General features: G+C 69.9%; 1 protein-coding gene (cut by a window edge). It reads left to right on the top strand.

All coding sequences use genetic code 11. The annotated features are described in order from the left end of the window. A protein-coding gene (locus OHB13_RS23980) for an EndoU domain-containing protein (RefSeq protein WP_328378450.1) crosses the window boundary here: on the top strand, positions 1-21,594 show its 3' portion. The gene continues 5,529 nt to the left of window position 1, outside the view; 21,594 of the gene's 27,123 nt are visible here — the last part of the coding sequence; its start codon lies off the left edge, out of view; it ends in the stop codon at positions 21,592-21,594.

Raw genomic sequence — 21,594 nt, 5'->3', positions numbered from 1 at the left:
CTGGTCTCCGAACAGGCGGCCCACGCGCTGAACCTGTTCAACACCGGTATCGCGCAGGTGCCCAGGCTCGCCGAAGGGGCCGGGGCCTGGTCGCACTCCTCGTGGTTCAAGGAGAGTCCGCTCGGGGTCGTCCCGGTGTCGGCGCCGAGCGGTCCGGACGCGAACCGTGCGCAGTTCATGCGGAGCCTGCGCAATCTGCGGTTCACCCGCAACAGCCTGGAGTCCATCAGGACACTGCTGTCCGAACGACACGGGCAGGCCATGGTCGAGTCCGGTATTCCGCAGCAGTACCGGGGCCGTGCGCCCTGGCGCGGTTTCACCGAGAGTCTCCCGCTCGGGGGCAAGGAATACCGGGTGACGGTGAAGCAGGTCCCCGGCGCGCGGAGCGTCGAGGACTTCGGCTTCGGCGATGTGGAGAGCGGTCAGTCCGTCACCACCAGCACCACCGATTCGCGGGGCGTCACCCGTTCCCGCGGCCTTTCCGCGAACATCACCGAACGCATCACCGGGCCGAACGGTTCGTCGGGCGGCCCGCTGGGCAACTCCAGCGGCTCGACGGGAACGAGCGGTGGCCACAGCAGCTCGGAGTCGGACACCGTGGCACAGGTGACGGTCATCCCCGGCCCGCTCGCCACCGTCTCCACCTCGTACGACGTCGTGGTCACGGTCCTGGACAACAAGGGCGATGTCGTACTGGAACACACCTGGCCCGCGGGCAGCGCGAGGAGCCAGGAGCCACTGGCGCTGCTCAAGCCGGGCGGGGAGACCGAGGGCGATGTGTACACACCGCCGCCCGCCTCCGTGGACGTGTGGCAGTCGGCCAACGCGACGCCTGACAGGATCAGCCGGCACCTCGCCCAGCACGTGTCCGGCGACAACCGCCCCGCCGGGCTGGTCCCCAGCAACGGGGTGCACTTCACACGGGTACTCGGCTCGGAGAATGTCGAGGCGCTGGCTCACATCACCCTGGCGAAGGCCCAGACCCCGCACCTCAACGGCGGTCACGCGGGCAAGGGCCCGGAGACCCACGGGGTACTCACCGGTGACCAGCTGGCCCAGGCCCGCGCCAAGGCCGCGAACGTCAAGCTGCTGTCGCCCGGCAAGGGCGGCGGCGACACCCTGACCGCCGGCACCAACGAGCTGTCCCTGACCGGTTCGCTCATCGACGGTTCGGCACTCGGCGAGAACGGCTACCAGCCGCTCGGTCTGGTCGACGACACCCTCATCAGCGGCTCCACGGGCTCACTCCAACTCCACCCGGCCTTCGACCTGTCGGGGGCCAAACTGCTCGCGACGGCCGATGTGCGGATGGAGTTCGCCACCGGCACCGGTGAGAGCTTCGACGTGGGTGAGGGGCAGGTCCACGGCAAGAACGGCGGGCTGGGCGGTGACGCCATCGGGGCCGACTCGCACAACACGACCTACCAGATCACCCCGGTCATCGCGCCGGGCGTCGGCTCGTCGGAGGAGTACAAGTTCAACGAGGCGACCGCCGCCAAGATCAATATGAAGCCGGACACCGGGCGGGCCTTCCTCTTCTCCGTACCCACGAAGTGGCTGGCCGTCGCCGGGGTGCACCGCCACTTCAAGGACAGCTCGTTCGGCCAGGTGGCCACTCGCGGGCTGACCTGGGAAGGCTACGACCCGCCGGGCCTCCAGGCCGGTGAGACGGACACCGATGTGCTCGCCTGGATCCGCGAGGACGTGGCCCGGGATCTGGGGCTCATCACCGACCAGAACCACCCCGCGGCGCTGTCCAGCCAGTGGGACGACGTGGCCAAGGGGTGGAAGACCTGGAAGGCCAACCACGACGCGTACTGGAGCACCTACCGCCCGCTGACCGACCTGGCCTTCGTGGTGCAGGACGCGCAGCACCGGCTGGACGTGGCGACCACCCCCGAGGCCCGGCAAGCGGCCCAGCAGGCGCTGGACACGGCGAACGCCGAGCTGAACGCGGCACGGGAGACGGTCCGGCCGAAGCTGGAGTCGCTGACCCAGAAGCTGCGGGACGCGGGCGAGCACTACCGCAATCTGCGGTCGGCCGCCGACGCCCTCAACGACTGGCACCGGCTCCCGGAGAACGAGCGCACCGGCACGGCGCCCGAGTCGCTGGCGTACGACGCGACCGTGGAGCACGACCACGGTGTGGAGAAGCCCGAACACGGCGCCGAGTACGAGGAGTTCACGAACGAAGCCGGTGAAGTCACCAGCCTGAAGAACGTGGTGTCCGGGGAGATCCACGAGGTCGGTCCGACCACGAAGGACGGCAACGGCTTCTTCCACCACCTGGCCGCACACCTGGTCCGGATCGATCCGGACCTGCTGACCACGCAGGGCATCACCGTCCCGAAGGGCCACGATCTCACCGATACGGTGAACGAGCTGCGCACGCTGTTCGGCAAGAACCTCCGCGAGGACAGGGACAGTCCCGACCCCCTGGCGGACTACATCCACCCGGACCTCACCGACAAGTTCGAGCCCGACGAGATCCGAGCGGCCGGGCTGGACACCCTGCTGGACAGGTCCACCCCGCAGGGCCGGGAGTACACCGAGGGCAAGTGGATTCCGCACTCGGCGGGCCGCCCGACCGAGAACCACCGTGCGGTACTGACCCCGGAGCAGCGGACCTCGCTCGCCGCGTCGCAGACGACGCGGCCCGCCAACGAGGAGTCCGCTGCCAAGGACAGCGCGGGTGACCTGTATCCGCCGCTGGCTGCCCAGCTGTTCGGGGTTCCGGTGACGGTGATGGTGGGCGGCAGACGTCATACGTTCATGCCCAACGGCAGCGAGGCGACGGGCAACCCGGGCAACCGCGGCGTCGAACTGCTGCTGAAGGACGGCCACTACCGCTATGTGGACCAGACCCAGGACCTGAGGCCGCCACAGGACCCGCCGTCCGACAACGACTCGGTCTCCGACAACGACTCGGTCTCCGACGACGGGTCCGACCTCGAACCCGTGCCGGGTACGCCCCGCCCGGTGGTCAAGGTGCCGGACGACGGCTATTCGCAGCTCACTTCGCTGCTGGTCAGCGCGCCCTCGGCAGTCGCTCCGAAGCTCCCCCACCTCGGTCAGAAACTGCGGAACCTGGTCGGCTCCCCGGACGAGCTGCGCGCCACTGCCTCGGCCGCGTCCGGCGTCGAGCACCACCAGGACCTGCACACGCTGGTGCTCGGCATGAAGGAGGCCGTGCACGCCCATGTGGTGGAGCTGGGCGCCCGCGGGCTCGCCATGCGGATGCCCCACCTCGTCCCGCAGTTCACCCAGGGCAACCGACGCGCCATGTACCGGGCCGTGAACCTCATGTTCAAGGAGGTGAAGACGGCCGTCGCCGCGTGGGAACACAGCGGGGACTCCCCCTGGTCCCAGAGCTTCCTGCCGCTGCTGGCCGATACCTTCGGGGTGGACCTCACCGTGCACACCGCGCCGTCCGGCGGTAACCCCGGCGGGTCGGACCGGTTCCGGCCCCCGCCCGGGGGTGGTGCACCGCTCTCCGTACACCTCCAGCAGAACGGCTCGCACTTCGACGGGACGACGGAGCCGACCGCCCGTCCGCGGACCGAATCGTTCCGTGTCCCGGGTGCCTCGCCGAACGCCCCGCTCCACACGCGGCACACCGGCCCGCTGGAGGCCCCGGCACCCGTTCCCCTGCACAAGCCTGCCGCCACGCCCACGCTCACCGCCGACTACTCCGTCGTCGAAATCCCCCCGCACCGCTCGGCCACGGCCCCCCATCCGGTCGCCGACGTCAGTTCGCTGGGCACGGCCGAGATCCTGCCGCCCAGTGACCGGACCATGGACGAGGGCGGGGCCGCCGCGTCCGTCTGGGAGCGCGGGTTCGCCGTGGAGCGCACCCTGCTCAGCGACGGCAGTGTGCGCTCCGACGTCACGGTGCGCATCCATCTGGACGTACAGCCGGGTGCCAACGCGAACCACGTGGCGAACGCCAAAGCAATGGCGAAGCGCGGCATCGACACGTACTACAACGACCCGAAACACCGTCTCCCGAACGGTGATCTGCTCCAGGTGAAGCTGGAGTTCGTCTTCGATCCCGCAGACGCGCACCGAAAGGTGAAGCTGCACCCGGACCCGGGCGGCACGGGCCGCGACAACAGCGCCACCTGGTACGTCTCGGAGGGCGGGGCGGGCTCGATCGACAAGTCGTACGTCATCGCGCACGAGACCGGCCACCTCCTCGGCTTCCAGGACCAGTACCGCGAGGCCAAGCAGGGCCGTCCGTTCCGGCCGGTGTACGACGACCACTCGCTGATGTCCGGTTACGGCATCGACGCATCGGGACGCGTGCAGTTCGACATGGACCACATGACGTCCGACCACACCCTCTCGCCGTCGCTGCGGATCATGCCGCGAGATCTGCTGCTGCTCTCCACGGCCGTGGACGCCGCCTGGTCGCACACTCCGGGCGCGGGCGCGGCCCCGCACGACAAGGCCAGGGCACACATCCCGCTCGACGTACGCGAACGAGTGCTGCGTGGCAATGCCGGCACCGGCGCCAACGGTCTGCTCGCCCCACGCGGCCCGTCCGGACGCTTCCGCCCCGAAGCCACCGGACCGCTGAACCCCAACGGCACCTACCGGGCGGGCAAACGCCCCGACGGCACCGTCCAGACGATGTTCCCGGACCACTGGAGCCGCGACGAAGTCCTCCACGCGACCCGCCAGGTGTACCTCGACCATGTCAGGACCGGCAGCCTGAGGACGGACACCGAACGCTCAGGCCGCCAGACCTTCGACGGTGTGTACCAGGGCGTACGCATCAAGGGCACCGCCGACGCCATCGGCACCATCATCGACTTCGCACCCCACCCCGACCAGAGCGGCCTTCAGCCGCCCACCCACCTCGAACCGCCACCGCCCCGCAAGCTCACCGACGAGCCCGCGTTCAGCGACGCCTCCATGCGCTTCATGCTGCGCGGCGACGTCCCGACGCTGACCGGGGTGCAGTACGCGCACAGCGAGGACCGGCGCGAGCTGGCCCAGACGGACCGCGGAATCATCTTCGAGAAGCTGACGGACCCCGATTTCAACGGCGTGCGCCGGGCCGAGGTGTGGTTCCGGAACCCGCCGACGGGACCCGGGCCGAAGACTCTGAAGGTCGGCGACGGCGACTCGCCCGACGGGGTCGGCCAGGACGGCTGGGGCACCAATCCGCGGATGCTGTTCCCCGAGGAGTGGGCCCCCGGTGATCTGCGCGAGGCCGTACGGGACGCGCACAACAACGCCCTGGCCAACGGCCTCTTCGAAGTACTGCCCGACGGCGGCTACCTGTGGGAGGGCTCGGCGGGCGGCGTCCGGATGCAGGGGGTCGTGAAGGACGGCGAGCACCGCTGGTTCCGTCCGACCCGCTTCCAGCCGCACCCGGAGTGGGACGCGCACGACATCGCGGCGACCACCTCCGAGACCCCGATGACGTTCACCAGGGCGTCCGGCGGACTTGCCGAGTTCCGTGCGTCGCACGTGGTGTTCACCAACGGCGACCGCGGGCTGAACCTCACCCGGGTCGTCCGGTATTCGAAGGGCATGGACCCGGGGGCCCTCACCGAACTGCGCGAGAAGCTGTCCGACGTACAGGATCACATCGACGACACCTACAACTCCGGGGAGGAGAGCAAGGAGAACGGCCGGCTCCCCAAGACCCGGTTCACCGTGGAGCTCCGGCCGACGAGCAGGAACAACCCGTCGGAGGACGGCGCCGACATCGGAACGCTGTCCCTGCACAGCGCCGAAGACGCCGCGGCCCGGCTGCTGGGCTTCGACGTGGACCCGGACGCGGGCCGCCAGGACCTCGTACGCCAGGTCCTCGAACACCGCCGCCCGACGCCCCGGTCCACCCACTCCTGGAATCCCCCGAACCAGCAGCAGGGCGGGACACCGAGCCCGCTGCTCACAGCGGACGTCGAAGCCGCGCTGCGCCGCAACACGCACGCCGGGCTCTTCGACGAACCCGGTGTACTGGAACTGCTGGCCGCCCGCCGGTCCCAGGACCACGCCCCGCACGTCACCAAGGAATCGACCGAGGCAGCGCTCGCCGCCCTTACCGAGGGCGAATTCGCGCCCGGCTACACCCGGACCCCGGACGACCAGCTCCCGGGCGGTTGGACCCCGGACCGACTGCGACTGGCCGCACTGCGGGCAGCCCGCAGCAGCGCACCACGCACCCCCGACCCGCACCAGCCGGGCGCACTCACCATCGTCACCACGCCCGAACCGGGCGTACAGCTCACCACCCGCGTCAGCAGCACCTCGCTGGTCGTCCTCGGCGCCGAGATCGTCAGGGTGCCGCAGCCGGCAGCCCCGGCCGGGCACCCGCAGGCCCCGGCCCCTCAGCCGGGCAACCACGCCCCGGTCGACCTGAACAGCAACGTCACCCCGGTCAACCCGGTTTATCTGGCCGCCATATCAGGGGCGTTGGGCCTGCACCCCACATATCTGCGCAGCGTTCTGCCCGTACTGCACCAGTCCGCCACGCCGAGCGAGGCGCTGCACACCCTGCAAACGCTGGCGACGCGGCTCGACGCGGGACCGCAGCTCGGCGAGTTCGTCCGGCGGATGTCGGAACTCGGGGTCTCCGCCGACGACTGGTGGGACCTGTCGACCTTCCAGCACAGCCAGGGCGAGAGCATGCGCAGCCTGCTGGGCCCGGACCTGCAGCAGAGCCGGCAGCGCATCGACGAGTGGCAGCGCACCGAGGTGGTGGACACCGACGCCGTCACCGACGCCACCGCCCACGAGCTGGGCGTACATCCGCTCGCCCTGACCCGGCTCGCCGACGCCCTTCGGCTGTACTCCCCTTCGGACATCACCCGGCTGAACATGGACGCCGACTTCTGGCAGCGCCCCGCCACCCCCGAGGAACTGGCGCTGGAGTATCTGGCCGGGCACCGCACGGAGATCGAGGAGCTCCGCGCCGAGATCGACCGGGAGCGGTTCGACGAGATCGCCGACGACCTCCTCGGCGAGGACCGTAACGAGACCGGCGATCCCGACCTCGACTACCACGGCTTCCTGCACTGGAGCAGGATGTCTCTCGAAGGTCTGCGGCACTTCACGACAGCCGAGCTGGACTTCCTGATCGGCAACTGGTCGGCGGTCAGGGACATCGTGCCGCCCCCGCCCGGCTTCGATCTCGCTGACCACCGGAGCGAGCTGTACGAGGTGGAACACCAGCGCAACATGGCCGAGTTCGCGGTCATCAGGGCGAACCGGGCCCAGGACCCGGTGGCGCTCAGCAGCGCGCAGGAACGCCTGGCTCAGCTGGATCCCTACGTCACGGACCACCGCGCCGAGAGGGAGCAGCGGCTCGCCCAGCTGTGGTCCGAGAACCCCATGACCCCCGCCACTCCGGGCGCGCAGACCCCTTCCTCCCACCCGGCAACGCCGACGCACACGGTCTTCGACGAGGACATCGTGATGGGCGATGCCGACCAGATGGACTGGGACGGGGACATCGTGATGACCCCGAGCCCGCACCGGCCCCACTCGTCCCCGCACCTCACCACCCTGCACGAGACCACTGCACCCGTCCACGCCCCGGCACCCGGCGTCGACTACTCCGTCGCCGAGATCCCCCCGCGCCCCTCCGCCTCGGTCCCCCGCCCCGAAAGTTCCCTGGGCACGGCCGAGATCGAGCGGCCCAGTATGCGGACCATGGCGAAGGGCGGGGTCGCCGCGTCCGTCTGGGAGCGCGGTTTCGCCGTCGAACGCACCAAGCTGAGCGACGGCAGTGTGCGTTCCGACATCACGGTCCGTATCCATCTGGACCTCCAGACCGGTGCCAACGAGAAGCACGTCGCGAACGCCAAGGACATGGCGAAGCGCGGCATCGACACGTACTACAACGCCCCGAAACACCGTCTCCCCAACGGTGATCTCCTGCACGTGGAGCTGGAGTTCGTCGACAACGCCGCGCAGGCACACCGCAAGGTGGCGCTGCATCCGGACCCGGACGGCACGGGCCGCGACAACAGCGCCACCTGGTACGTGTCGGAGGGCGGGGCGGGCTCAGCCGACAAGTCACACGTCATCGCGCACGAGACCGGCCATCTCCTCGGCTTCCAGGACCAGTACCGCGAGGCCAGGACAGGCCGTCCGCTCCGACCGGTGCACGACGACCACTCGCTGATGTCCGGATACGGCACCGACGACGCGGGACTCATCCAGTTCAGCATGGACCACGGGATCCACTCCACCCATCCCCTCTCGCCGACGCTGCGGATCGTGCCGCGGGACCTGCTGCTGCTCTCCACCGCGGTCGACACCGCCTGGTCGCACGCCCCCGGCGTGGGCGCGGGACCGCTCGACAAGGCGAGGGCACACATCCCGCTCGAAGTACGGGACCGAGTCCTGCGCGGCAACGCCACCACCGGCGCCACCGGCCTTCTCGCCCCACGCGGTCCCTCGGGACGCGTACGCCCTGAGCCCACCACACCACGCAACCCCAACGGCACCTACCAGGCGGGCAAGCGCCCCGACGGCAGCGACCAGACGATGTTCCCCGACCACTGGAGCCCCGAAGAGGTCCTGCACGCCACCCGCCAGGTCTACCTCGACCACGTCAGGACCGGCAGCCTGACCACCGACCGCGAACGCTCGAACCGCCATACCTTCGACGGCGTCTACCAAGGCGTACGCATCAAGGGCACCGCCGGCACCACCGGCACCATCATCGACTTCGCGCCCCACCCCGACCAGAGCGGGCTGCTGCCCCCCACCCACCTCCAACCGCCACCGCCCCGCAAGCCCACCGACGAACCCGCGTTCGGGGACGTCGCCACGCGCTTCCTGACCTACGGCTCCACCGCCGACAGAACCGGCGTCCACTACACGCTGCCCGGCCCGAACGGGGTCCTCGCGCAGCGCCATCACGGCGTCTTCATCGAACCGCTGTGGCCCGCGCACCCGAACGGCACCCAGTGGGCCACCGTCTGGTTCAAGGACCCGAACCTGCGGGAGCAGACGGTACGGGCCCTCGCCAACGGCACCCCGCCGCCGCCCGCATTGCACCGCGGTGACCGGGAGAACGACGCCATGGTCGGCGTCGACGGCGAGGTGGCCACGCCCCATCTGCTCTTCCCCTCCGACTGGTCGACGCCCCAGCTCTTGGACTCGATCGTCGAGGCCCACCGCAACGCGCGCGGCAACGGTTCATGGGTGGAGGTCCCGGAGGGCGGCTACCTCTGGGAGGGCGTGCACGACGGCGTACGGATACACGGCCACGTCCGCGACGGCGAACACCTGTGGGCCCGGCCCTCGACGGACCAACCACCGTCCCCGGACCACTCGCCCAAGGTGTTCGCGGTCACCGCCCCGGTAGATTTCGAGATGCCCAGGCCGGGCAACACACCGGCACCGTTCCGTGTCCAGCGGGTAATCCACCTGGACGGCTCCCTGGGGATGCGCATCACCCGGGTGCTGTCGCATCCGGCGTTGTCCCCGGAGCAGAGCAACGAACTGGCCGGGCCGCTGCGCGAGGTACAGCTGCAAGTGGGCGCCGAACTCAACCGGCCCGACCCACTCGCACACCGCGAACTGAGCCTGATCACCTTTGCCGTGGAGCTGTCGCCGACGGACGACCCGGCGATGACCGAGTACAGCCCGGAGCTGTCGAACATCGCGACGGACTTCTTCAATCCGAACATGGTGCAGGACCTGATGGTGCTCGACCTCAACGACCAGGAGGCCGTGAACACCTTCCTGCGCGAGGCCGCCGACCGGCTGCCGCCGGTGTCGGAGCTACCGGCCGGCTGGCAGGGCCCGCAGGGGCAGCCGCACCACGAGCAGGACCCGGCCTGGACGTCGGACGTGACGACTTCGGTTCGCCGCAACACCCTGGCCGGACTGCTCGACGAGCCCGGAGTCAAGGCGTTGTTGGCGCAGCACCGAGGCCAGGAACCGCCCAGCCCGCTCACGAACACAGACACCAACACCACCGACACGGGCGCAGACACACACACCGTCGGCGCGGACGCGGGTGCAGGCACACACACCGACCGCATGGCCGCGGTGGCCGACGCCCTCGGACTGCAACCCTCCGACCTCACCAGCATCGAGAGCGCCCTGAAGGGCTCCGCCCTCATCCGCCCGGCCCTCGACGCACTCAACCAGCTGGCGGCCCGACTGGATGCCGGGCCCACAGGCCCCTTCGTGAAGCGGATGACAGAACTCGATGTGCCGCTCTCCGAGTGGTGGGACTTCTCCTCGTATCTGCACACCAAGAGGGCCTCGATGTCCGACATGGTCGCCCTGGACCGGACATGGGTCCAGCCGGTGCTCGACGACTCACGCGCCCATCCAGTGCCGAACGTCTCGGCCGAGACGTCGGACCAGGCGCACGCACTGGGCGTGCATCCGCGCTATCTCACGCGGTTGGCCGACGCCCTCAAAGTAGGCACGGAAGACGTCGCCCTCCTGGGCAAGCGCAAGCCTTTCTGGCAGCAACCCCTGTCACCCGAGACCCTGGGACAGAAGGTCCGAGCCGAACTCGACAGCGAGCGCGAAAAGCGGGAAGACGCCCGCCTGGCCCGTGACCACAGACGCTTCGACGACGCCGCCGACGAGCTGCTGGGCAGCCGATCCACCCGCACCGAGGAGGAGTTCCGCTCCTTCATGCACTGGTCCACGGTCGCGCACCTGGGCCTGGACGTCCTCCCGGATCAGCGACTGCGAGAGTTGGTGGGGCACTGGCGTCTGGAAACGAATGACGGCACCGACCCGGTGCCCGCGGACTTCGACCCGCGCAAGGCGGGGAAGCCCCAGGCCGAGCTGCTCCATATGGTGGCACTCGCCCATCGGTCGGGACCGCTACCCCAGAAACTGGAGAAGGCCCTGGCCAGGCGCGACGCGGACATCAAGGCGCAGTTGACGCTGCTGGACTTGTGGCACGAGGGGGACGTGCATCAGGACGACGGCCCGCCCGTGACGCTGCCCACGGCCCCGAACCCCGCCCAGTCGTCCTCCACTCAGCAGCACGCCTCGCAGAACGTCCCGCTCCGCACGCCGCACGCCAGCCCGCACAGGGCCCCGGCACCCACGCCCACACCCGCCGCCGTCCACGCCGTCACCGATGTCCCCACGGCCCCCGTCGCCCCGACCCCCATCGCCGAGATCCCCCCGCACTCCTCCGCCTCGGTCCCCCGCCCACCGGTCACCGACGTCCGTTCGCTGGGTACGGCGGAGGTGCTCCCGCCCAGTGACCGGGTCATGGACCTGGGCGGGGCCGCCGCGTCCGTCTGGGAGCGCGGGTTCTCCGTCGAGCGCACCGAGCTCAGCGACGGCAGTGTGCGCTCCGACATCACGGTCCGTATCCATCTGGACCGCCGGCCCGGCGCCACCGAGAACCACGTCGCGAACGCCAAGGACATGGCGAAGCGCGGCATCGACACGTACTACAACGCCCCGAAACACCGTCTCCCGAACGGGGATCTGCTGCGGGTGAAGGTGGAGTTCGTCGACACTCCCGCGCAGGCGCACCACACGGTGGAGCTGCACCCGGACCCGGACGGGGACGGCCGCGACAACAGTGGCACCTGGTACGTCTCCGAGATCGGGAAGGGCGCGGAGGACAAGTCGTACGTCATCGCACACGAGACCGGCCATCTCCTCGGCTTCCAGGACCAGTACCGCGAGGCCAAGGCGGGCATCCCGCTCCGACCGGTGCACGACGACCACTCGCTGATGTCCGGTCCCGACATCGACGAGTCGGGGCTCATCCAGTTCGACATGAACCTGCCTCCCTTCGATCGGCTCTCGCCGAACCTTCGGGTCGTGCCGCGGGACCTGCTGATGCTTTCCACGGCGGTCGACGCCGCCTGGGCACACACTCCCGGCGTGGGCACGGGCCCGCACGACAAGGCCAGGGCACACATCCCGCTCGACGTACGGGACCGGGTCCTGCGCGGCAATCCCAGCACCGGCGCCGCCGGCCTCCTCGCCCCGCGCGGCCCCGCCGGGCGGTTCCGCCCCGAAGCGACCGGACCGCGCAACCCCAACGGCACCTACCGGGCGGGCAAACGGCCCGACGGCAGCGACCAGACGATGTTCCCCGACCACTGGAGCCCCGAAGAAGCCCTGCACGCCACCCGCCAGGTCTACCTCGACCACGTCAGGACCAACAGCCTGACCACCGACTCCGAACGCTCAGGCCGCCAGACCTTCGACGGCGTCTACCAAGGCGTACGCATCAAGGGCACCGCCGACGCCATCGGCACCATCATCGACTTCGCACCCCACCCCGACCAGAACGGCCTTCAGCCGCCCACCCACCTCGAACCGCCACCACCCCGCAAGCCCACCGACGAACCCGCGATCGGGGACGTCGCACTGCGCTTCCTGACCTACGGCTCCACCGCCGACAGAACCGGCGTCCACCACTCGCTGCCGGAGGAGGCCGGGACCTTCGCGCAGCGCCATCACGGCGTCCACATCGAACCGCTGTGGCCCGCACACCCGAACGGCACCCAGTGGGCCACGGTCCTGTTCAAGGACCCGAACCTGCGGGGGCGGACGGCGCAGGCCGTCGCCAAGGGCTCCCCGCCCCCTCTCGAATGGCAGCTCGGCGACCGGGAGAACGGGACCGTGTTCAACCCCGACGGCTTGACCGCCGCCGGTCAGCTTCTCTTCCCCCACCACTGGTCGCTGCCCACTCTCCGGGACGCGATAGCCGGAGCCCACCGCACCGCGCGCAACGCCGGTTCGTGGGTGGAGGTCCCGGAGGGCGGCTACCTCTGGGAGGGCGTGCACGACGGCGTAAGGATGCACGGATACGTCCGCGACGGCGAACACCTGTGGGCCCGGCCCTCGACGGACCAACCGCTGATCTCGGCCATGTCTGCCAAGGTGCTCGCGGTCACCGATCCCGTACGGATCTCCTTGAACACACCGGACGGCACGCCGCTGCCGTTCCACGTCCAGCGGGTGATCCACGAGGACGGCACCCTGGGGCTCCACATCACCCGGGTCCTGGAGCGTCCCCCGCTGGCCGACGAGTTCCACGAATACCTGCGCGACGAGATGCTGCCGGACCTGCGTGAGCAGCTGGCCGCCGACTTCAATCGGCTCTCCCCCTACAGACACCGCGAGCTGAGCCTGGTCACCTTCGACATAGAACTGTCACCGACCGAAGACCCCGCGATGGAACTCGGGGACGACTCCGAGCTGGTCAAGATCGCACAGAACGACGGGGACCTGAGCTCCCTCCTGTCGGACCTGATGACGGTCGACTCCATCGACGAAGCGGGCATGGACGCCCTCCTGCAAAGCGTTCGAGGCATGCTGCCGCCGGTGTCGGAGCTACCGGCCGACTGGCAGGGCCCGCAGGGGCAGCCGCAGCACGAGCAGAACCCGGTCCTGAAATCGGTCTGGGAGTCGGACGTGACGACTTCCGTGCACCGCAACACCCCGGCCGGGATACTCGACGAGCCCGGCGTACGGGCGTTGTTGGCCCCATACCGAAGCCAGGAACCATCCAGCCCGCTCACGAACACCGGCACGGACACGGTCGTAAGCCCCCATCGCCTGGCGGCAGCGGCCGGGGTCCTCACACTGCGGCCCTCCGACCTCACCAGCATCACGGCCGCCCTGCAGGGGACCACCCCCCTCCGCACGGCCCTCGACTCACTCAACCAGTTGGCCGCCCGACTGGGCCTCGGGAGGTCCACGCGCCAGCTCGTGAAGCAGATGACGGACATTGGTGTGCCGCTCTCCGAGTGGTCGCACTTCTCGTCGTATCTGCACACCAAGGGGCACACGCTGTCCAGGGTGGCCTCCATGGATCCGGCCAGGGCCAAGAAGCTGTACGCAGACTCGCGCGCCCACCCGATGCCGCGGGTTCCGGACGACACACGCTTCTTCGCCTACACCCTGGGCATGCACCCGACCTATCTGCAACGGCTGGCCGACGCCCTCCACGTGCATCCGTCGGATGTCCTCAATCTGGGCGAGTACGAGACGTTCCGGCAGCAGCCCCACGCCCCTGAGGCCCTGGCGCGGAACTACTGGCTCGACAACCACCAGACGCTGGAGGATGTCCGCTTCGCCCGCAGTCACACACGGTTCAACACGGTCGCCGACGAACTGCTGGGCAGCGACCCCGACCTCGCATACGCGAGGTTCCGCTCCTTCATGCACTGGTCCGGGGTCGCGAGCGAGGGGCTGCACATCTTCACCGACCAGCGCCTGCGGGAGTTGGTGGGGCACTGGCGGGTGGAAACGAATGACGGCACCACCCACGTGCCCGAGGACTACGACCCGTTCGTGGAACGGGAGCAGCATGCCGATCTGCTCCATCTGGCCGACAAGTCGGCACCCCTGCTGGACCCGGCACGGGAGGAGGCCCTGGACAAGTACGAGCGGCACATACAGACCCGGCTGACCCAGCTGGACGAGCAGTACCCGGGGGGCGTGTCCCAGGGCGACGGGCCGCCCGTAACACCGTCCACGGCCCCGCCCGCGACTCAGCAGCCCGCGGCCCCGCGCCCGCACCTCCAGTCACCGCCCACCGTCCTCCCGCAGAGCCCCGCGAACCCCCCGCAGTCCTCTGCCGCCCCGCATGCCCCTGCCGCTCCACAGACCCCCGCCCCCACCGCCAGTTCCACTCCGGGCAGTGTCGAGATCCCCCGGCCCACCGCCGCCTTCAGGAACAGCGCGGGCTACACCGGACCCATCTGGATGCGCCAGTTCAGCGCCCGGCGCATCGAGCTGCCGAACGGTGTCAGCCGCTCGGAGATCACCGTACGCATCCACCTGGACGCCAAGGACGGTGTCACCCCGGAGGACATCGAAGCCACCAAGGACGTCACGGCCCGCAGCCTCACCAAGTACTTCAACGCGCCGCGCCACCGTCTGCCGAACGGCGATCTGCTGGTGGTGAAGGCCGAGTTCACCGACGACCCGGCCCAGGCGCACCACACCGTCGTGCTGCACCCCGACCCCAACGGCAACGGCCCGGACGACGCCGGAAACTGGTACGTCTCCGCGCAGTCCATCGAGTCCAAGCCGCACATGCCGGCCCACGAGATCGGCCATCTGATGGGCCTGTGGGACTACTACCGGCGCCACACCCCGGGGCTTGCCCACTGGCCGGTCTACGACGACCACGCGCTGATGGGCGGCAACTACGCCGACCCGCTCTTCGGCCGGATCTCGGTCGACAACCACTTCCCGCGCCCGATGACGTTGTCGCCGCATCTGCGTGTCATGCCCCGCGACCTGCTGGTGCTGGGCACCGCGATCAAGTCGGCGATGCCGCACGCGCCGTGGGGCACCGCCGACATCCCGCTCGACGTACGGGAACGCGTCCTGCGCGGCAACCCCCGCACCGGCACCCCCGGCCTCCTCGCCCCACAAGGCGCCACCGACCGGCTCCGCCCCACCCCCACCACAGAACGCAACCCGAACGGCACCTACCAGGCAGGCACCCACCCCGACGGCAGCGCACGGACCATGTTCCCCGACCACTGGACCCTCGAAGAGGCGCTCTACGCCACCCGCCAGGTCTACCTCCGCCAACAGAGCACCGGCGGCCTCGTGCCCACCACGGAAACCCCCGGGATCGAGCCGGGAAGCCACCACTTCGACGGTTACTACCAGGGCGTACGGATCAAGGGCACAGCCGACCTGACCGGCACCATTACGGACTTCGCGCCGCACTCCGACCAGGCCGACATCGTGCCGCCCGACCATCTCGTCATGCCGGCCCCGACCAGCAACGAGCCCGCGATCGGGGAAGGCACGCTGCGCTTCGTGACGTACGGCTCCACCCACAGCAGGACCGGCGTCCACTACGCGCTGCCCGGCCCGGACGGGGCCGCCGCGCAGCGTGGCCAGGGCGTCCAGATCGACCCACTGTGGAGCGCCCACCCGAACGGCACCCAGTGGGCCACGATCTGGTTCAAGGACCCGAATCTGCGCGGTCACACGGCACACGCGGTCGCCAACGGCGCCGCGCCCCCGCGCCCCTTGAAGCTCGGCGACGCGGAGAACGGGACCGCGCTCGGCGCGGACGGCACGGGGATCACCGCCCATCTGCTGTTCCCCTCCGACTGGTCGCCGCGCAAGCTCTGGACCGCGATGGTCATGGCTCACCGCAACGCGCTCGACACCGGTTCGCTGGTGCAGGTCCCGGAGGGCGGATACCTGTGGGAGGGCGTGCACGACGGCGTGCGGATGCACGGACACGTCCGCGACGGCGAACAGCTGTGGGTCCGGCCCTCCACCCACCAGCCGCCGGTCCCGCACAGCTCGCCCGAGATACTCGCGGTCACCGCTCCCCTGCAGGTCGGCGCGGCCAAACCCGATGGCTCGACGGCGCTGTTCCATATCCAGCGGGTGATCCACCAGGACGGCAACCTGGGGATGCGCGTCACCAGGGTCCTGCCGCATCCGCCGATGCTTGAGGAACGGCAGACCGAGCTGACCGAGCACCTGCTGCCTGAGGTCCGGAAGCAGCTGGCCGCCGGCTTCAACCGGCTCAGCCCGCAAGGACACCGGGAACTGAGTCAGGTCACCTTCGACGTGGAGCTGTCACTGACGGACGATCCGACGATGGTCGCGTTCAGCCCCGAGCTGATGAACATCCTGATCGGCTCCTCGGACACGAGCATCCTGAAGGACCTGACCCTGCTCGACCCCACCGACCAGCAGGGCCTGGACACCTTCCTGCACAACGTGGTCAACCTGCTGCCGCCGGTACCGCGGAAACCGGCCGGCTGGCAGCGACCGCAGGGGCTGCCGCACCACACACGACGCTCGGTCTGGGAGTCGGACGTGGCGACTTCGCTGCACCGCAACACCCCGGCCGGAATACTCGAAGAGCCCGGCGTGAAGGGGCTGTTGGAGCAGCACCGAAGCAGCCAGGACACGCCCGGCCCGCTCACCGACGCGGACGCGGGCGCGGACGCGGGCGCGGACGCGGGGACGGGCGCGGGGACGGGCGCGGGGACGGGCGCGGGGACGGGCGCCGACGGGAAGACAACAGCGAAGGCGAGCACGAGCACAGACACAGAAGCAGGCGCAGAAGCAGACACAGGCGCAGGCGCAGGCGCCGACCGTATGGCCGCGGCGGCGAAGGAGCTCGGCATACCCTCCTCCGCTCTCGCGAGCATCAAGGTCGCCCTGCGGGGCTCCACCCTCCTGGGCCCGACCCTCACCGAACTCGACCAGCTGGCCGCCCGCATGGAGGCCTGGAAGCACTCCACGGGCGCGCTCGTCCGGCGGATGACGGAACTCGGTGCGCCGCTCCCCGGGTGGTGGGACTTCTCGTCGTACCTGCACTCCAAGCAGCTGACGATGAACGACATGCTCGACATGGATCTGCCCCAGGCCTGGAAGCTGTACAAGGATTCGTTCGCCAACCCGCTGCCGCGCATCCCGCACGGGACGGCGGAACAGGCCTACGCACTGGGCGTGCACCCGGCCTATCTGCAACGGCTGGCGGACGCCCTCCAGGTGGACCCGGCGGACATCGTCGAACTGGGCGAGGACAAGTTCCGCTGGCAGCAGCCCCTCTCACCCGAGGCCGTGGCGCTGGACTACCGGATCAGCAAGCAGCAGAAGGTGGCGGATCTCCACTTCACCCGCGACCACGCACGGTTCGACAAGGTCGCCGACAGACTCCTCGGCAGCGACCCCACCGTCACGGAGCAGCGGTTCCGCTCCTTCATGCACTGGTCCACGGTCTCGGACGTGGGGCTGCACATCTTCACGGACGAGCGCCTGCAAGAGCTGGCCGAGCACTGGCGTGAGGACACGGAGGACGGCACCGACCCGGTCCCCGAGGACTTCGACCCGCGCAAGGAACGGGAGAAGCATGCCGCTCTCCTCCATGAGGTCGACCTCGCCGAGCAGTCGGGACACCTGTCCAAGGAACTGACGGAGACGCTGAACAAGTACAAGCGGTACATCCGGTCCAAGACGGAGCTGCTGGACCTCTGGTACGAGGGGGGCGTCGCCAAGGACGCCGTCCCGGGGGGCGTGGCCAAGGACGCCGTCGTGCCCGTGACACCGTCCACGGACCCGCACCCGCCCCACCGGTCCGCGCCCGCCGTCCTCCCGCAGCGGCCCACAACCCGCGGCCGGTCGGATTCGGCACCGCCTCCGCTCCCCGTCCCCCCGCAGACACCCGTGGACGCGAGCCTGCCGCATCCCGTAACGCCGCCCGCCCCTGCGCAGCCCAGCGCCGAGATCCCCCGCCCCTCGGCCCCGTTCATGAACAGCTCGGGCCACACGGGGCCCGCCTGGGAACGCAAGTTCAGCGCCCGGCGCACCGTGCTGCCGGACGGGGCCACCCAGGCGGAGATCACCGTACGCATCTACCTGGACCCGCAGGCCGGTGTCACCCCCGAGGTCGTCCAGGCCGCCAAGGACACGGCGGTCGGCGGTCTCAAGAAGTACTACAACGACCCGGACCACCGTCTGCCGAACGGCGATCTGCTGCGGGTGAGGGCCGAGTTCACGGACGACCCGAAACAGGCGCACCACACCATCGCGCTGCACCCCAACCCGGATGGCAACGGCCGGTCGAACAGCGCGAACTGGTACCTCTCCATGGAGACCATCGAAGCCCAGTCGCAGATGCCGGCCCATGAGATCGGTCATCTGCTGGGCCTGTGGGACTACTACCGGGATCACACCCCGGGGCTCGCCCACTGGCCGGTCTACGACGAGCACGCGCTGATGGGCGCCATCTACGCCGACCCGCTCTTCGGCCGGCCGGCGGTCGACTCCCAATTCCAGCGGCCGTCGGTTCGGTCGCCCTATCTGCGGATCATGCCCCGCGACCTCCTGGTCATGGGCACCGCGATCGGGGCGGCGATGCCCGGGGCGCCGCGGGCCACCGTCGACATCCCGCTCGACGTACGGGAACGCGTCCTGCGCGGCAACCCCCGCACCGGCATCCCCGGCCTCCTCGCCCCGCAAGGCACCACCGACCGGCCCCGCGCCATCGCCACCGAAGAACGCAACCCGAACGGCACCTACCAGGCAGGCACCCACCCCGACGGCAGCGCACGGACCATGTTCCCCGACCACTGGACCCTCGAAGAGGCGCTCTACGCCACCCGCCAGGTCTACCTCCGCCAGCAGAGCACCGACGGTCTGGTGCCCACCACGGGCGCCCACGGTATCGAGGCGGGCAACTACCACTTCACCGGCGACTACCAGGGCGTACGGATCAAGGGCACGGTCGACGGCAAGGGGACCATCACCGATTTCGCGCCGCACTCCGACCAGACCGGGCTCGTGACGCCCGTCCACCTCAGAACGCCCTCCGTTCCCGAACTTCCCCCTTATTTCGCCCATCTCGCACCGCCGCCCGGAGTCACCGGCGAACCCGCGATCGGGGAGGGCACGCTGCGCTTCGTGACGTACGGCTCCACCCACAACAGGACCGGCGTCCACTACGCACTGCCGGACCGGGCGGGGGTCGAGGCACAGTACGACCAGGGCGTCCTGATCAACCCGCTGTGGAGCGCCCACCCGAACGGCACCCAGTGGGCCACGGTCTGGTTCAGGGATCCCAACCTGCGGGGGCTGACCGAACAGGCCGCCGCCAAGGGCACCCCGCCCCCGCGCGAATGGCAGCTCGGCGACCGGGAGAACGGGGCCGTGCTCGGCGCCGACGGCACGGCGACCATCGGCCAGCTGCTCTTCCCCTCCTCCTGGTCGACGCACCAGGTCTGGGAAGCGATGGTCGTGGCCCACCGCAACGCGATCGGCTCGGGTTCGTGGGTCCAGGTCCCGGAGGGCGGTTACCTGTGGGAGGGCGTGTACAACGGCGTGCGGATGCACGGACACGTCCGGGGCGGCGAACAGCTGTGGGTCCGGCCCTCCGCGTACCAGCCGCCGGTCCCGCACAGCTCTTCCGAAGTGCTCGCGCTCACGGCTCCCGTGCATACCCAGGTGAACAAGCCGAATGGCACGGCGGCACAGTTCGCGGTCCGGCGCGTGATCCACCAGGACGGGGCGCTGGGGATACGCGTCACCCGGGTCCTGCCGTATCCGCCGCTGGACCCCGCGGAACACAGCCGTGTGACCGATGAGCTGCTGCCGCAGATACGTGCGCAGCTGACCGCCGGATTCCAGCACCCCGACCCCGCCGGACGCCGCGACCTGAGCCGGGTCACCTTCGACGTGGAGCTGGCACCGGCGGCCGACCCGACGATGAAGCTCACACGTCGCTCCGACATCTTCACAGTCCTGATGGGCGACGTGGACAACAGCACCCTGCCGGATCTGATGGCGGTCGACGCCTCCGACCCGTCAAGCCTGTACCACTTCCTGAACACCGTCGCCCCCACGCTGCCGCCGCTGTCCGAGCTGCCGGCCGGCTGGCAGGGCCCGCAGGGGCAGCCGCACCACGAGCAGGACCCGGTCTGGACGTCGGACGTGACGGCTTCGGTACGCCGCAACACCCCGTCCGGGCTGCTCGACGAGCCCGGCGTACGAGGGCTGTTGGAGCAGCACCGGAGCCTGGAGCCGACCGGCCCGCTCACGGACGCGACCACGAGCCCGAGCCCGAGCACGGACACGCATCCGGGCGGGACCGAGAACACCGGCACAGGAACCGGCACGAGCACCGCTGCCGACACCGGTACCGGCCTGGACCGTACGGCCGCGGCGGCCCAGGCCCTCGGACTGCACCCCACCGCCCTCGCCAGCATCAAGGTCGCCCTCCAGGGACCCGCCCCTCTCCGCTCCGCCCTCGACGCACTCGACCAACTGGCCACCCGGCTGGAAGCCCGGCCGCACACCACGAGCGCGCTCATCCGGCGGATGTCGGAGATCGGCGCGCCGCTCTCCGAGTGGTGGCACTTCGCGTCCTATCTGCACACCAAGCAGGGCCTGATGTCCGACGTGATCAGCATGGACCGGGCCGGGGCCCAGAAGCTGTTCAACGACTCGCGCATCCATCCGCTGCCGCAGGTCCCGAACGAGACCGAGCTCCATGCCTACGCGCTGGGCGTACACCCGAGATACCTGACACGGCTGGCGGACGCCCTCCGGGTGCCCACGGCGGACATCATCTCTCTGGGCGAGGACAAGTCCTTCTGGCAGCAGCCCCTTTCGCCCGAGGCGGTGGCGCAGAAGTACCGGGACAACGAACGTCAGCGGCAGGAAGAGGCCCGCATCGGCCGCGACCGCGCACGGTTCCTTGCCGCGGCCGACGAGCTGCTGGGCAGCGAACCCGGCCTCGCGGAGCAGCGGTTCCGCTCCTTCGTGCACTGGTCGGCGGAGGCGCAGCACCTGGGCCTGAACGTCTTCACGGATCAGCGCCTGCGAGAGTTGGTGGGGCACTGGCGCAGGAAGACCAACGACGGCACCGATCAGGTGCCTGCGGACTTCGACCCGCGCGAGAAGGGGAAGTTCCAGGCCGATCTGTTCCTGACAGTGGACCTCGCCCGGCGATCCGGGCCGCTGCCCACCAAGCTGGCGGAGGAACTGGCCCTCTACGAGCAGTTCGTCCAATTCCAGCTGACGCAGCTCAACGTGCGGTACCCGGGGGGTGTGTTCGAGGACGACGGTCCGCCCGTGACACTGTCCACGGACATCTTCGCCGCGCTGTCCGGCGCGGGCGACTGA

It is taken from the genome of Streptomyces sp. NBC_00440 (genome assembly GCF_036014215.1).
Classification (GTDB): domain Bacteria; phylum Actinomycetota; class Actinomycetes; order Streptomycetales; family Streptomycetaceae; genus Streptomyces.
This window is presented reverse-complemented; position numbering and strand designations above follow the sequence as displayed.